At 66.1% G+C, this 14,177-nt stretch carries 19 protein-coding genes; 18 read left to right on the top strand and 1 reads right to left on the bottom strand.

All coding sequences use genetic code 11. The features are described 5' to 3' along the window. Positions 1-30 precede the first annotated feature (30 nt). The 18 genes from C6I20_RS10505 to C6I20_RS10420 all read left to right on the top strand — a co-directional run bounded on the left by C6I20_RS10505 (position 31) and on the right by C6I20_RS10420 (position 13,507). Positions 31-513, top strand: a complete 483-nt coding sequence (locus C6I20_RS10505; protein WP_118395922.1) for a glutathione peroxidase — start codon at positions 31-33, stop codon at positions 511-513. 154 nt (positions 514-667) lie between these two features. Beyond that, entirely contained in the window at positions 668-889 is a 222-nt protein-coding gene (gene rpmE, locus C6I20_RS10500; protein WP_118395921.1) for a 50S ribosomal protein L31, read from the top strand. 78 nt (positions 890-967) lie between these two features. Further along, positions 968-2,047 carry a peptide chain release factor 1 gene (gene prfA, locus C6I20_RS10495; RefSeq protein ID WP_118395920.1) on the top strand — a complete coding sequence of 360 codons (1,080 nt, stop codon included), beginning with the start codon at positions 968-970 and terminating at the stop codon, positions 2,045-2,047. A gap of 4 nt (positions 2,048-2,051) precedes the next feature. After that, positions 2,052-2,897 carry a peptide chain release factor N(5)-glutamine methyltransferase gene (prmC, locus tag C6I20_RS10490; protein WP_371682634.1) on the top strand — a complete coding sequence of 282 codons (846 nt, stop codon included), beginning with the start codon at positions 2,052-2,054 and terminating at the stop codon, positions 2,895-2,897. 58 nt (positions 2,898-2,955) lie between these two features. Further along, positions 2,956-3,450, top strand: coding sequence for a VTT domain-containing protein (locus C6I20_RS10485; RefSeq protein WP_118395918.1), 495 nt, complete (start codon positions 2,956-2,958; stop codon positions 3,448-3,450). A gap of 45 nt (positions 3,451-3,495) precedes the next feature. Then, entirely contained in the window at positions 3,496-4,146 is a 651-nt protein-coding gene (locus C6I20_RS10480) for an L-threonylcarbamoyladenylate synthase (RefSeq protein ID WP_254052108.1), read from the top strand. Next, positions 4,143-5,264 (top strand): glycosyltransferase family 4 protein, encoded by a 1,122-nt coding sequence (locus C6I20_RS10475; RefSeq protein ID WP_118395916.1) that lies wholly within the window; start codon positions 4,143-4,145, stop codon positions 5,262-5,264. The genes C6I20_RS10480 and C6I20_RS10475 overlap by 4 nt, the downstream gene beginning before the upstream one ends. Beyond that, positions 5,261-5,662 carry a hypothetical protein gene (locus C6I20_RS10470; protein WP_118395915.1) on the top strand — a complete coding sequence of 134 codons (402 nt, stop codon included), beginning with the start codon at positions 5,261-5,263 and terminating at the stop codon, positions 5,660-5,662. Before C6I20_RS10475 ends, C6I20_RS10470 begins: the two co-directional genes overlap by 4 nt. Before the next feature lie 140 nt (positions 5,663-5,802). Beyond that, entirely contained in the window at positions 5,803-6,594 is a 792-nt protein-coding gene (gene atpB, locus C6I20_RS10465) for a F0F1 ATP synthase subunit A (RefSeq protein ID WP_254052107.1), read from the top strand. A 76-nt stretch (positions 6,595-6,670) separates the two neighbouring features. Further along, positions 6,671-6,889, top strand: coding sequence for an ATP synthase F0 subunit C (locus C6I20_RS10460; RefSeq protein ID WP_216822857.1), 219 nt, complete (start codon positions 6,671-6,673; stop codon positions 6,887-6,889). 28 nt (positions 6,890-6,917) lie between these two features. Next, entirely contained in the window at positions 6,918-7,466 is a 549-nt protein-coding gene (locus C6I20_RS10455) for a F0F1 ATP synthase subunit B (protein WP_118395912.1), read from the top strand. Then, a complete protein-coding gene (locus C6I20_RS10450; protein WP_118395911.1) occupies positions 7,466-8,266 on the top strand; it encodes a F0F1 ATP synthase subunit delta in 801 nt (266 codons plus the stop codon). The genes C6I20_RS10455 and C6I20_RS10450 overlap by 1 nt, the downstream gene beginning before the upstream one ends. A 34-nt stretch (positions 8,267-8,300) precedes the next feature. Then, a complete protein-coding gene (gene atpA, locus C6I20_RS10445) occupies positions 8,301-9,941 on the top strand; it encodes a F0F1 ATP synthase subunit alpha (RefSeq protein ID WP_118395910.1) in 1,641 nt (546 codons plus the stop codon). Positions 9,942-9,943: 2 nt separating this feature from the next. Further along, positions 9,944-10,888 carry a F0F1 ATP synthase subunit gamma gene (locus tag C6I20_RS10440; protein WP_118395909.1) on the top strand — a complete coding sequence of 315 codons (945 nt, stop codon included), beginning with the start codon at positions 9,944-9,946 and terminating at the stop codon, positions 10,886-10,888. Between the two features lie 5 nt (positions 10,889-10,893). Further along, positions 10,894-12,366, top strand: coding sequence for a F0F1 ATP synthase subunit beta (atpD, locus tag C6I20_RS10435; protein ID WP_118395908.1), 1,473 nt, complete (start codon positions 10,894-10,896; stop codon positions 12,364-12,366). Continuing rightward, positions 12,366-12,743, top strand: a complete 378-nt coding sequence (locus C6I20_RS10430) for a F0F1 ATP synthase subunit epsilon (protein ID WP_118395907.1) — start codon at positions 12,366-12,368, stop codon at positions 12,741-12,743. Before atpD ends, C6I20_RS10430 begins: the two co-directional genes overlap by 1 nt. Before the next feature lie 21 nt (positions 12,744-12,764). Then, positions 12,765-13,211: a DUF2550 domain-containing protein gene (locus C6I20_RS10425; protein WP_118395906.1), complete on the top strand. Its 447-nt coding sequence runs from the start codon at positions 12,765-12,767 to the stop codon at positions 13,209-13,211. 110 nt (positions 13,212-13,321) lie between these two features. Beyond that, complete coding sequence (locus C6I20_RS10420; RefSeq protein ID WP_118395905.1) at positions 13,322-13,507, top strand: hypothetical protein; 186 nt, start codon at positions 13,322-13,324, stop codon at positions 13,505-13,507. 86 nt (positions 13,508-13,593) lie between these two features. On the opposite strand, the gene C6I20_RS10415 is transcribed toward C6I20_RS10420, so the two are convergent. Next, the gene (locus C6I20_RS10415; protein ID WP_118395904.1) at positions 13,594-14,166 is read right to left on the bottom strand and encodes a cob(I)yrinic acid a,c-diamide adenosyltransferase; all 573 of its coding nucleotides are present in this window, start codon (positions 14,164-14,166) and stop codon (positions 13,594-13,596) included. Between the last annotated feature and the right edge of the window lie 11 nt (positions 14,167-14,177).

Genomic DNA, 14,177 nt, shown 5'->3' with positions numbered 1-14,177 from the left:
TCCTTTCGGCGTCGCCCTACGCTGGGCAGCATGACAACTGCCTATGACTTCTCTGCCACCGCCATCGACGGCACCGATCGTCTGCTCGCCGACTACCGGGGCAAGGTCCTCCTGGTCGTCAACACCGCGACCCAGTGCGGGTTCACCCCCCAGTTCAAGGGTCTCGAGCAGGTCTACCAGGAGTACGTCGACCGTGGCCTCGTCGTGCTGGGCTTCCCGTGCGACCAGTTCGGCAACCAGAACCCCGAGGGCGACGAGGAGACTGCGACGTTCTGCGAGAAGAACTTCGGTGTGACGTTCCCGCTGTTCTCCGAGATCGACGTCAACGGCGACGACGCGCACCCCCTGTACAAGTGGCTCAAGCAGGAAAAGGGTGGCGTCGGCCCGTCGAAGATCAAGTGGAACTTCACCAAGTTCCTGATCGACACCGATGGCAACGTCGTCAAGCGCTACGGCTCGACCACCGCGCCGGAGAAGATCAAGGGCGACATCGAGAAGCTCCTCGCCGCCTAGCTCGCGCCCCGACCGGAACCGGCCGTATCGGGTGACGGGGAATTTTCCCGGCCCCGATTTCCTTATCACCAGTGCCAACTGGCACAATCAATCCTTGGTTCTGGTTCACGGGCCGCATCCCGCGGAACGACCCAGCGACCGCCGAGAGGACATCATGAAGCAAGGCATTCACCCCGCGTACGTCGAGACTCAGGTCACCTGCACCTGCGGCAACTCGTTCACGACTCGCAGCACCTCCACCGACGGCGTTCAGCGTGCCGACGTGTGCGCAGCGTGCCACCCGTTCTACACCGGCAAGCAGAAGATCCTCGACACCGGCGGCCGCGTCGCCCGCTTCGAGAAGCGCTACGCCAAGAAGACGACCGAGAGCAAGTAGCTCCACTCCGGCACCGGCCCGTACCTTGCGTACGGGTCGGTGCCGTTGTCTTGTCCGCACCCAGTCCGAGGAGCACCCGTGTTCGAAGCCGTCGAGACGCTCGTCGCAGAGCACGCCGATCTCGAGATCCGCATGTCCGACCCCGCGGTGCACTCGGACCAGGGTCTGGCCAAGCGGCTGGGCCAGCGCTATGCCGAGCTGACCGCGATCGTCCGCACCTATCACGACTACCTGCAGGCGACCGACGACCTCGAGGCCGCCCGTGAGCTGGCCACCGAGGACTCGTCATTCGTGGCAGAGATCGAGGCGCTCGAGCCGCGCCTGCACGAGCTGAGCGAGCGCCTGCAGCGCCTGCTGGTGCCCCGCGACCCGGGCGACTCCAAGGACGTGATCCTGGAGATCAAGGGCGGCGAGGGCGGCGAGGAGTCCGCGCTGTTCGCCGGCGACCTGCACCGGATGTACACGCGATTCGCCGAGCAGCGCGGTTGGAAGACCGAGATCCTCGATGCGACCGAGTCGGCACTCGGCGGCTACAAGTCCGTCACGATGGCGGTCAAGGCCAAGGGCACCCCCGAGCCCGGCGAGGCGCCCCACGCCCTGCTCAAGTTCGAGGGCGGTGTGCACCGCGTGCAGCGTGTGCCAGTCACCGAGTCGCAGGGTCGCATCCACACCTCGGCGGCCGGTGTCCTGGTGCTGGCCGAGGCCGAGGACATCGACATTGACATCCAGGACAGCGACCTGCGCATCGATGTCTATCGGTCGTCCGGACCGGGCGGGCAGAGCGTCAACACGACGGACTCGGCCGTGCGCATCACCCACGTGCCGACCGGGATCGTGGCGAGCTGCCAGAACGAGAAGAGCCAGCTGCAGAACAAGGAGCAGGCCATGCGGATCCTGCGGGCCCGGCTGCTCGAGGCGGCGCAGGCCGCGGCCGACGCCGAGGCATCCGACGTACGCAAGTCCCAGATCCGCACGGTAGACCGCTCCGAGCGCATCCGCACCTATAACTATCCCGAGAACCGGCTCTCGGACCACCGGACTGGTTTCAAGGCCTACAACCTGGACCAGGTCATGGATGGCGCTCTCGACGACGTCATCCGGTCCCTGGTCGAGGCCGAGCTTGCCGAACGGCTCGCCGCCGTCGAGTCCGGCGCCTGATCCGGTGACCGTGCGCAGCCGGGCCCAGCGCCTGCTCGAGCAAGCCGCCATCGACCTGGAGGCCGGGGGAGTGTCGTCACCTCGACACGACGCCGAAATGCTCCTGAGCCACGTCACCGGCGTTCCGCGGATGATGCTTCTGGGCAATGCCAAGCCCAACGAGCGTCAGGTGCAGGACTTCGAGGCGCTCGTGCGCGCGCGGGCCTCCCGCATCCCGCTCCAGCACCTGATCGGATCGGCTGCGTTCCGTTTCATCGACGTCGAGGTCGGCCCCGGCGTCTTCGTGCCCCGTCCGGAGACCGAGGTGTTGGCGGGGTGGGCGATCGACCACGCGAAGACGGTGCCGTCACCCGTCGTCGTGGAGCTGTGCGCCGGCGCTGGCGCCATCTCCCTGTCGGTCGTGCACGAGGTGCCTGGCGCCGTGGTCCATGCGGTCGAGCTGGATGAGCCGGCCTACGAGTGGGCGCAGCGCAACCTGGCCTACAGCGGCGTCGACCTGCGACTCGGCGACATGGCCGACGCGTTTGCCGACCTCAATGGGACGGTCGATGTCGTCGTGGCCAACCCGCCGTACATCCCGCTGGATGCGTGGGAGAGCGTCGCGCCCGAGGCGCGCGATCACGACCCTGCGCTCGCGCTGTGGTCGGGCGACGACGGCCTTGACGCGATGCGGGTTGTCGAGCAGGTCGCGTGGCGGCTGCTCAAGCCCGGGGGAGTCGTCGGCGCCGAGCACGCCGACGTGCAGGGTGAGTCGGCGCCACAGGTTTTCACCGCCCGCTGGGACGCCGTTCGCGACAATGCGGACCTCGCGGAGCGCCCGCGCTATGTCACCGCGGTCAAGCCTCGCTGAGCGGCCGTGACATGGCCGCGGTCTGAGCGAGCGGCCGCGCCGATAGGCTGACCGCCTTATGGCCGGCGACCTGATCCTCCAGATGCTGGGAGCGTTCGTATGGGGCATCGGCTCAGCGTTGCTGCCGATCTTCATCAATGCCGAGGCCTACGTCGGTGTGATCGGCGCTACGGTCGACAGCCGGGTCGAGGTTGTCCTGATCATCTTGTCGCTGGTCATCGCGACGACGATCGGCAAGGCATTCGTCTTCCAGCTGGCTCGCAAAGGCAGTCGCAAGATCCGCTCGGCAGAGCGCAAGCCGCCGCGCAACGGGTTTGTGGCGCTGGTCCGTCGGCTCAGTGACTGGCTGCTCGGACTGCTCGACCGTCCTTACGCCGGAGCTCTGACGGCGTTCGTTTCGTCGTTGATCGGCGTGCCGCCCCTGGCCATCGTGACGATCGTGGCAGGAGCCTCTCGGCAGCCGCAGTGGCTGTTCCTCACGATGGTCTTCGTGGGTCGGATGATCCAGTTCGTCGCGATCGCCTTCCTGCTGCACAAGGTCAGCTGGTTCTGACCCGCTGCCCCGGTGCCCTTCAGAGGCGGGCCTAGGATGGGCCCGGTGAGATTCGACTGCAACGTGGACGAGGAGTTCGACCGCGGGCTGCTCGCGGCACAGGCTGCGCTCGAGGAGGGCAAGCTCGTTGTCCTGCCGACCGACACGGTCTACGGGATCGCTGCCGACGCCTTCAATCCACGGGCTGTCCAGAACCTGCTCGACGCGAAGGGTCGCGGTCGGCAGATGCCCCCGCCGGTCCTGGTGGGCGCGCCCACGACGCTCGACGCGCTCGCCGTCGACATCCCGTCGTGGCTGAGGTCGGCGGTCGCGGCCCTGTGGCCCGGGCCGCTGACCGTGATCTGCCGCCAGCAGCCCTCGCTGACCTGGGACCTCGGCGAGACGCACAACACCGTTGCGGTCCGCATGCCCAACGACCGCCGGGCGCTGGCCCTGCTCAAGCAGACCGGTCCGCTGGCGGTCAGCAGCGCCAACACGAGCGGCGATCCCGCCGCACTGACGGTCGACGAGGCCGAGGACATGCTGGGCGGCCGGGTGGCGGTCTATCTGGATGGCGGCCCCAGCACGACCGGCGTGCCTTCGACGATCCTGGACGCCACCGGCACGACTCCCCGGGTCCTCCGCGTCGGCTCGATCACGCTCGACGACCTGCACGCGTTCAACAACACGATCGAACCACCCGAGCCGAACGCATGAGGGAGTACCTGGTCGTCTTCGGCATCGCCCTCGGGGTGACCTATCTGCTCGCATCGATCGCGCGGATGGCCGCGTACCGGTTCGGTGCGGTGGCCCGGGTCCGTGACCGCGACGTCCACGCGATCCCCACCCCCTACTTCGGCGGACCGGCGATGCTCGGTGGACTGGTCGCGGCCTATTTCGTCGCGACGAGTCTGCCGTTCCTCTCGATGGCTGACGATGGCGTCTTCAAGGACGCGCGCGCGGTGATCCTCGGTGGCGCAGTGATCTGCGCCGTCGGCGTCGTCGACGACCTGTTCGAGCTTGATGCACTCAGCAAGTTCGCGGGCCAGGTCCTGGCCGGCGTCATCGTGGTCGCGCAGGGCGTCCAGTTCGTGTACCTGCCGCTCTACGGCAACTACATCGGTCTCGACCAGGTGCAGGCGATCATCTTCACGGTGCTGCTGATCGTCGGCACGGCGAATGCGGTCAACTTCGTCGACGGGCTCGACGGCCTGGCCGCCGGCATGGTCGCGATCGGAGCCGTCGCATTCTTCGCGTACGCATTCGTGCTGGCCGTCGAGAACGGCGAGACCCGTGCGATTGCCGCGGCACTGCTGACGGCAGCGCTGGCCGGGGCGTGCATCGGCATCCTGCCGCACAACTTCTTCCCGGCCCGCATGTTCATCGGCGACTCCGGATCGATGCTGATCGGCTTCGTGCTGGCCTGCTCGTCAATCAGCCTGACCGGTCAGTTCCCGGCCAGCAGCCTCTCGGAGGGCATCGGGGGAGCCGAGAACAGCTTCTTGCCGGCATTGCTTCCCCTGATCCTGCCGTTCACGATCCTGCTCGTGCCGTTCGCCGACCTGGCCTTGGCCGTCGTGCGCCGCACGCGGGCCGGCCGCTCCCCGTTCAGCCCCGACAAGATGCACATCCATCACCGACTGTTGGAGATCGGCCACTCGCACCGACGTGCCGTGCTGCTGATGTACGCCTTCGCGGGTCTCGTCGCGTTCGGCAGCGTCGTCATCAGCCTGTTCAGCGGCTGGCAGTCGATCGCCGGATTCGGCGCTCTGGCCGTCATCACCACCGCAGCGGTGTTCCTGCTGCCCAAGCTCGAAGAAAAGGTCTGGTCATGAAGACTCTCCGCCCCGTACTGCTCCCCGTTGCCGTGGTCGCGCTGCTTTGCGCGATCGCCGGCGGCATTGCGACGGGCGGCGACGGCATCCTAGGCGCGCTGCTGGGCGCGGCCGTCGTCGTGCTGTTCCTCGGCGCAACCCCGCTGGTGCTCACGCCGATGGTCAAGGCCGGTCCGATGCTCTCGCTACCGATCGCACTGGGCTTCTTGGCCACCAAGTCACTCGCGGTGCTGATCGTGCTCGTGCTGCTGTTCGACGTCGGAAACGCCGACAAGCACGTGGACTCCACCTGGTTCGGTGTTGCGGCCATTGCGACCTCGCTTGCCTGGACTCTGCTGCAGGTCCGGGGATTTCGTCACCAGCGTGTCCCCACGTATGACCTGGACAACAGGGACTGACGTGCTGCTGATAGTCTCGGCACTGCGATGACGACCCCGGACCACTGGTCCGGCCGGAAGCATTCGCAAGACAATGACGCTGGCCGTAGGCCTTCAACGACATGTTGGAGGCGACCACGCCATGAGACAAAGGTGACCGAGTGACTCTCGCCTCGTTGGTGATCGCCGCTGCTTCAGGACCGCCGAGCCCCGGCCCCGCTGACTTCAACCTTCCGGGTATTGCCGGAACCATGGTCACCAAGCCCATGCTCCTGGTTGTGCTGTCCGGCTTCATCATCGTCGTGCTGTTCAACGCCATGGCCCGCCCTGCGGCGGTCGTCCCGGGCCGCATGCAGTTCGCCGGCGAGATGGTCTACGGATTCGTCCGCAACGGCATCGCCCGCGAAAACATCGGGTCGACCGACTTCATGCGGTTCGTGCCCTACCTGTTCACGATCTTCCTGTTCGTGCTGGTCAACAACTTCTACGGCCTGATCCCGCTGTTCCAGTTCCCGACGATGTCGCACATCGGTTACCCGCTGTCGATCGCGATCCTGAGCTGGCTGGTCTACAACGGCGCTGGCATCAAGAAAAAGGGTCTCGTCGGCTACCTCAAGCACGAGACCGTTCCGGCTGGCATGTCAGGCCCGATCCTCCTGCTGCTCGTGCCGCTGGAGTTCCTGTCCAACATCCTGCTCCGCCCGATCACGCTGACGCTTCGTCTGTTCGCGACGATGTTCGCCGGGCACCTCCTCCTCATCTTGTTCTCCCTCGGCGGCGAGTACCTGCTGCTGCACTCGGACAACACCCTCGCGCTGCCGGCCGGCATCATCTCTGGCCTCCTTGCAGTCGCGATCAGCTTCCTGGAGATCCTCATCATGTTCCTCCAGGCGTACGTCTTCACGCTGCTCTCGTCGATGTACATCGGCGAGGCGCTCGCTGACGAGCACTGAGCACCCCCCCTAGACCTACAACTTCATACGCCCCACCAGCGACGCTCGTTCGAGCGTCTCAACGAAAGGAAATGCCGTGGGAGGCACCGCAAACATGATCGGCCTCGGACTGGCCGCGATTGGTCCCGGCATCGGAGTCGGCCTGATTTTCGCCGCGTTCGTCACCGGCGTCGCACGTCAGCCTGAGGCTGAGGGCAAGCTGCGCCAGATCGCCATCCTGGGCTTCGTCCTCGCCGAGCAGTTCTTCATCATCGGTCTGGCGCTGGCGTTCGTTCTCAAGTCCAGCAACACCTGATTCCGATCACCCGACAGAAGGCACGCCCATGATCACGTCACGTCTCGCGCTTGAGGCAGCGGCGGCGGAAGAGGACATCAATCCTCTGATCCCGCACACTGCCGAGATCGTCATCAGCCTGATCGTCTTCGGCCTGATCTTCTTCCTCCTGAGGAAGATGGTCATCCCCGCATTCGAGAAGGCGTATGCCGAGCGCACCGCCGCGATCGAGGGCGGCATCGAAGAGGCCCAGGCTGCCCAAAAGGAAGCCAAGGCTGCTCTCGACAAGTACACCGAGCAGCTCGCGGGGGCGCGCCACGAGGCCGCCGCGATCCGTGAGGAAGCCAAGGAGCAGGGCGCGCAGATCATTGCCGAGCTCCGCGCCCAGGCTCAGGCCGAGGCCGAGCGCATCACCGCGACTGCACACTCGCAGATCGAGGCGGAGCGCTCGCAGGTCCTGGCCCAGCTCAAGGGTGAGGTCGGCTCGATGGCGACGCAGCTCGCGGGTCGGATCGTGGGCGAGTCCCTCGATGACGATGCGCGTCAGCAGCGTACGGTCGAGCGCTTCATCGCCGAGCTCGAGGAGTCGGCGAACTGATGCGAGGCATTTCAGCGAAGTCACTGGTCGAGGTCCTCGCCGCAGTAGATGCGGCGACGGGCTCGACGAGCGACCTCGGAGCCGAGCTTTTCGGCGCCGTCTCGGTACTGGACGGCGCCCCGGCGCTCCGCCGGGTGCTGACCGACCCTTCGACCGAGGCCACGGCCAAGGTCGGGCTGGTCACGCAGGTGTTCGGCTCCAAGGTCGGCACCGACACACTGTCGGTGCTCGGCGCAGCAGTAAGCGGACGGTGGTCGTCGATGCGCGACCTCACCGATGCGCTCGAGACGGCAGGGGTCGCCGCTGAGGTGGCCGCCGCCGACGCGGGCGGAGAGCTCGATGCTCTCGAGACCGAGCTGTTCGAGGTCGAGCGGATCATCCGTTCCGATCCTGATCTGCGACAGGTCGTGTCGGACCGGGGCATCCCGGCCGATGCCAAGGGCAGCCTGCTGGCGACGCTGCTGGACGGCAAGGTCACCGGCGCCACACTGGCACTGGCGACCCAGGCCGCCGCGGCACGCACCGGCTCGTTTGAAAAGGTGCTGTCCAACTTCGGCGACACGGTCGCGGCTCGCCGCAACCGGCTGTTGGCCGAGGTGCGCGTCGCCCACGAGCTCGGTGAGACCGAGCAGACGCGGCTGGCCAAGGCACTGGCCAACAAATATGGACGCGAAGTCCACCTGAACATCATCGTCGATCCCGCTGTCGTCGGAGGCATTGCTGTCTCCATCGGTGACGAGGTCATCGACGGCACCATGTCCACTCGCCTTGAAGTCGCCCGCCGGCGTCTTGCAGGCTAGAACACACTCACCGAACAAGAAGGCAGGCACACACATGGCGGAACTCACGATCCGTCCGGACGAGATCCGCGACGCATTGCAGAAGTTCGTGGCCGACTACAAGCCGAGCGCTGCGGCGACCGAAGAGGTCGGCGTCGTCGCTGAGGCCGGTGACGGCATCGCGCGCGTCGAGGGTCTTCCTTCGGCGATGGCCAACGAGCTGCTCGAGTTCGAGGACGGCACGCTGGGCCTCGCGCTCAACCTGGACGTCCGTGAGATCGGTGTCGTCATCCTCGGTGAGTTCTCCGGAATCGAAGAGGGACAGACCGTGCGCCGCACCGGTGAGGTGCTCTCGGTGCCCGTCGGTGACAACTACCTCGGTCGTGTCGTCGACCCGCTCGGCAACCCGATCGACGGCCTCGGCGAGATCGAGACGACCGAGCGTCGTGCACTCGAGCTCCAGGCCCCCAACGTCATGGAGCGCAAGAGCGTTCACGAGCCGATGATGACCGGCCTCAAGTCGATCGACTCCCTGACGCCGATCGGCCGTGGCCAGCGTCAGCTGATCATCGGTGACCGTCAGACCGGCAAGACCGCGATCGCGATCGACACGATCATCAACCAGAAGGAATTCTGGGCTTCGGGCGATCCCGACAAGCAGGTCCGCTGCATCTACGTGGCGATCGGCCAGAAGGGCTCGACCATCGCGGGCGTTCGCGGTGCACTCGAAGAGGCCGGCGCGCTGGAGTACACCACGATCGTGGCGGCTCCGGCATCGGACTCGGCCGGTTTCAAGTACCTCGCTCCGTACACCGGTTCGGCCATCGGCCAGCACTGGATGTACGCCGGCAAGCACGTCCTCATCGTGTTCGATGATCTTTCCAAGCAGGCCGAGGCATACCGCGCCGTGTCGCTGCTGCTGCGCCGTCCGCCGGGCCGCGAGGCATACCCCGGCGACGTGTTCTACCTGCACTCGCGGCTCCTCGAGCGTTGCGCCAAGCTCAGCGACGAGCTGGGTGCGGGCTCGATGACGGGTCTGCCGATCGTCGAGACCAAGGCCAACGACGTGTCGGCCTACATCCCGACCAACGTCATCTCGATCACCGATGGTCAGATCTTCCTGCAGTCGGATCTCTTCAACGCCAACCAGCGTCCCGCTGTCGACGTCGGCATCTCGGTGTCACGCGTCGGTGGCGCAGCGATGCAGAAGTCGATGAAGGCAGTCACCGGCTCGCTCAAGGTCGAGCTCGCGCAGTACCGCGCGATGGAGGCGTTCGCAATGTTCGCCTCGGACCTCGATGCCGCGTCCAAGCAGCAGCTTGCCCGCGGTCAGCGGATCATGGAGCTGTTCAAGCAGGGCCAGTACGCGCCGTTCCCGGTCGAGAACCAGGTCGTGTCGATCTGGGCCGCAACCACCGGCAAGCTCGACGCCGTACCGGTCGAGGACATCACCCGCTTCGAGACCGAGTTCCTGGACTTCCTCAAGCGTTCGCACGAGCCGATCCTTGCTGCGATCCGTGAGACCGGGAAGTTCGACTCCGACAACGAGCAGGCGCTCGTGGATGCGTACGACTCGTTCCTCGACCAGTTCGAGACCGGCGATGGTCACTCGATCAAGGCCGGCCACGAGGAATTCGACGCACTGCCCGACGAGGATGTCGAGCAGGAGCAGATCGTCAAGCAGAAGCGGGGCTGACGATGGCAGCTTCGGTACGCGAGCTACGCGCGAAGATCAGGTCGACACAGGCGACCAAGAAGATCACGCGCGCCATGGAGCTCATCGCTGCGTCGCGCATCATCAAGGCGCAGCAGCGAGCGGCAGCGGCAGCGCCGTACGCCCGCGAGCTCACGCGCGCCGTCTCGGCCGTCGCCACCTTCTCCAACGTCGACCACCCGTTGACCAAGGAGAAGGAGAACCCGACGAAGGCCGCGGTGCTGGTGATCTCCAGCGACCGCGGTCTGGCCGGTGCCTACTCGTCATCGGTGCTGAAAGAGGCCGAGCGCCTCGTCGAGAAGCTGCACGGCGAGGGCAAGGAGGTCGATCTCTACCTGACCGGCCGCAAGTCGGAGGCCTACTACAACTTCCGTGGCCGGCCCTTCGTCAAGTCTTGGACCGGTTTCTCGGACAAGCCCGACTACGCCAACGCACGGGAGATCGGCAACGAGCTGGTCCGGGTCTTCAACATCGACCCCGACGCTCCGCGCGATGCCGATGACGACACCGATCCGGCTTTGGCAGTCGACGAGCTCCACGTGGTCTTCACGCGGTTCAGGTCGATGCTTCTGCAGGACCCCGAAGTCATCCGGCTGCTTCCGCTGGAGGTCGTCGAGGGCACCGAGGCTCCCGAGCAGGACGAGGTTCTCCCGCTCTACGAATTCGAACCCTCGGCGCACGACGTGCTCGACGCGTTGCTGCCCAAGTACGTTCACAGCCGCATCTACTACTGCCTGCTGCAAGCCTCCGCATCGGAGCTTGCCGCGCGCCAGAAGGCCATGAAGTCGGCCACAGACAACGCGCAAGACCTCATCGAGAAGTACACCCGGACCGCCAACCAGGCCCGTCAGGCCGGTATTACCCAGGAAATCAGCGAGATTGTCGGTGGCGCCAACGCGCTTGCCGATGCCAACGCTGGGAGTGAGTGAGAGATATGCCTACCGCCAAGAAGACAGCAGCCGCCAAGGCTCCCGCAGAGGACACGGCCGAGCTCGCCACTGGCCGGGTCGCCCGCGTCATCGGCCCGGTGCTCGACGTCGAGTTCCCGAGCGACGCGATCCCCGAGATGTACAACGCGCTCAAGGTCGACACCACGGTGGACGGCGTCACCGAGACGCTGACCCTCGAGGTCGCTCTCCACATCGGTGACGGACTGGTCCGCGCGATCAGCCTGCGTCCCACCGACGGCATCGTCCGCGGAGCGACGGTCACCAACACCGGCGGGCCGATCTCGGTCCCTGTGGGTGACCAGACGCTCGGCAAGGTGTTCAACACCACCGGCGACGTCATGAACCTCAAGGAGGGCGAGAAGTGGGAGGTCAACGAGCGCTGGGGAATCCACCGCAAGGCTCCCTCGTTCGACCAACTTGAGTCCAAGACCGAGATGTTCCAGACCGGCATCAAGGTCATCGACCTGCTGACGCCCTACGTGCTCGGCGGCAAGATCGGCCTGTTCGGTGGTGCCGGAGTCGGCAAGACCGTGCTGATCCAGGAAATGATCGCCCGAGTGGCCCGCGACCACGGTGGCGTGTCAGTGTTCGCCGGTGTCGGTGAGCGCACCCGTGAGGGCAACGACCTCATCGCCGAGATGGAAGAGGCCGGCGTCCTCGGGCAGACCGCCCTCGTCTTCGGCCAGATGGATGAGCCGCCGGGAGCGCGTCTTCGTGTCGCCCTGTCGGCCCTGACGATGGCTGAGTACTTCCGCGACGTGCAGAACCAGGACGTGCTGCTCTTCATCGACAACATCTTCCGGTTCACGCAGGCCGGTTCCGAGGTGTCGACCCTGCTGGGCCGCATGCCTTCGGCCGTGGGCTACCAGCCGACGCTGGCCGACGAGATGGGCGTCCTCCAGGAGCGCATCACGTCGACCCGTGGTCACTCGATCACGTCGCTGCAGGCCATCTACGTGCCGGCCGATGACTACACCGACCCGGCTCCGGCCACGACGTTCGCGCACCTGGATGCCACGACCGAGCTCAACCGTGAGATCGCGTCGATGGGTATCTACCCAGCGGTCGACCCGCTGACCTCGACGTCGCGCATCCTGGATCCCCGCTACATCAGCGCGGACCACTACCGCACGGCCAACCGGGTCAAGAGCATCCTGCAGCGCAACAAGGAGCTTCAGGACATCATCGCGATCCTCGGTGTCGACGAGCTCAGCGAAGAGGACAAGACGCTCGTGTCGCGTGCTCGTCGCATCCAGCGCTTCTTGTCGCAGAACACCTACGTGGCCAAGCAGTTCACCGGTATCGACGGCTCGACGGTCTCGATCGACGAGACCATCGACGGCTTCACCAAGATCTGTGACGGCGACTACGACCACGTGGCAGAGCAGGCCTTCTTCATGTGCGGCGGTCTCGAAGACGTCGACAAGAAGTGGATTGAAATTCAGAAGAGCCTCTGATGGCAGATCCGTTGCAGATCGAGCTCGTTGCCGCCGACCGCGTCGTGTGGTCGGGGCAGGCTCGCGAGATGATCGCCCGTACGGTCGATGGCGACCTCGGCGTGCTGCGAGGGCACGCGCCGTTGCTCTCGCTGCTGGTTCCGGGCATCGTCGAGATCATGCCGTACGAAGGCTCTGGCGTGGTCCGGGCCGTCGTGGAGGATGGCTTCCTCTCGGTCGCCAACGATCACGTGTCGATCCTCAGCGAGGACATTCACCTCGCTGAGGAGATCGACGCCGAGGCTGTGCGAGCCGAGCTGGCGCGGGCGCAGGCCGAGGGTGACACCGAGGCGGAGCGCCGGGCCGGCGCGAAGCTGCGGCTGGTTTCGAAGTCCTGACGAGCTGACGGGGAGGTCGCGATGCCGGTGTGGGTGTGGCTGGTCGACCTCCTCGCGATCGGCGCCATCGGCCTGGTGCTGCTCCTGGTCGGCCTCCTGGTCCGGCGCCGATTCCTCGCGCGATCCGGCGGCACGTTCGAGATGAGCGTCAACCGTCAGACCGAGGCGCAGGCCAAGGGCTGGATGCTCGGGCTGGCGGTCTACCGCGAGACTGAGCTCGAGTGGTTTCGCACCTTCTCTTTGTCGCCACGCCCGACCTACCGGTTCACCCGCGGAGACGTTCGTGTCGACGGGAGGCGCGAGCCCGTGGGACGCGAGGTGCACGCGATCCACCCAGGACACATGATTGTCGGCACCGACAACGCATCGGGTGTACGCCAGTTCGCCATGAGCGCCAATGCCCTGACCGGGCTGCTGTCGTGGCTCGAGTCCTCGCCCCCCGGTCAGCGGGTCAACAACGTGCTGTGAGGCATGCGTACAGGTTCGGCGCATCAGTTGACGACCCTCGTGATGCGGGGGAGAATCTGAGATACGGCCCGGCGATGGGTCCGTGCCCCCCACGAACAAGAAGGTGCATCGTGTTGAAGCGTCTCGCAGCAGCAGCGTCCGTGTCAGTGCTCGCCATCGTGGGACTGGCGCCATCCGCCTCCGCCATGTCGCCTGCTGAGTACCGGCACTCCAAGATCGTCAAGGCGATCGACTGGGACGCCCCCACCGCCGACGGCGGAGGCAACTCATCCCAGCGCGCGATCGACTGGGACTGACCTCACCGATTCCTGCCGCAGGGCCCGCCCGCACCATCTCGTCCAACCGAGATCGTGCGGGTTGTCTCGTTCCAGGCCGCTAGGGCTCAGCGCTCGCCGCCGGGCACCCACAGGACGTCGCCGTCAGCCCGGTTGGCGTAGCGCCCCAGGATGAACAGCAGATCGCTGAGCCGGTTGAGGTACTTCGCGGTCAGGACGTTCATGCTGTCGCCGTGCTCGGCGATCGCAGCCCAGGCCGCGCGTTCGGCGCGCCTCGTGACGGTGCACGCGACGTGCACGGCAGCAGCGCTCGGCGTACCGCCGCGAAGGATGAAGGACCGGAGCTTGGGCACCTGCTCGTTGTAGTGGTCGCACCACGCCTCAAGCCGGTCGATGTAGGCCGGCTCAACCCGCAGCGGCGGGTATTCGGGGTTGTCCACGACCGGGCACGACAGATCGGCGCCGACGTCGAACAAGTCGTTCTGGACGTGCGTCAGAACTGCCGTGACGTCGTCGTCGAGACCGCCCAAGGAGATCGCGAAGCCGAGGTGGCTGTTGGCCTCGTCAACGTCGGCGTAGGCCGCGAGCCGCAGGTCGAGCTTGCTCGTCTTGCTCATGTCACCGAGGTTGGTGGTGCCGTCGTCGCCGGTGCGGGTGTAGATGCGCGTCAGATTGACCATGTGCGCAGTCT

The sequence above is a fragment of the Aeromicrobium sp. A1-2 genome, from assembly GCF_003443875.1.
Lineage (GTDB): Bacteria > Actinomycetota > Actinomycetes > Propionibacteriales > Nocardioidaceae > Aeromicrobium.
Note: the sequence above shows the minus strand (reverse complement) of the source record. Positions and strands in the feature narration are given on the sequence as shown.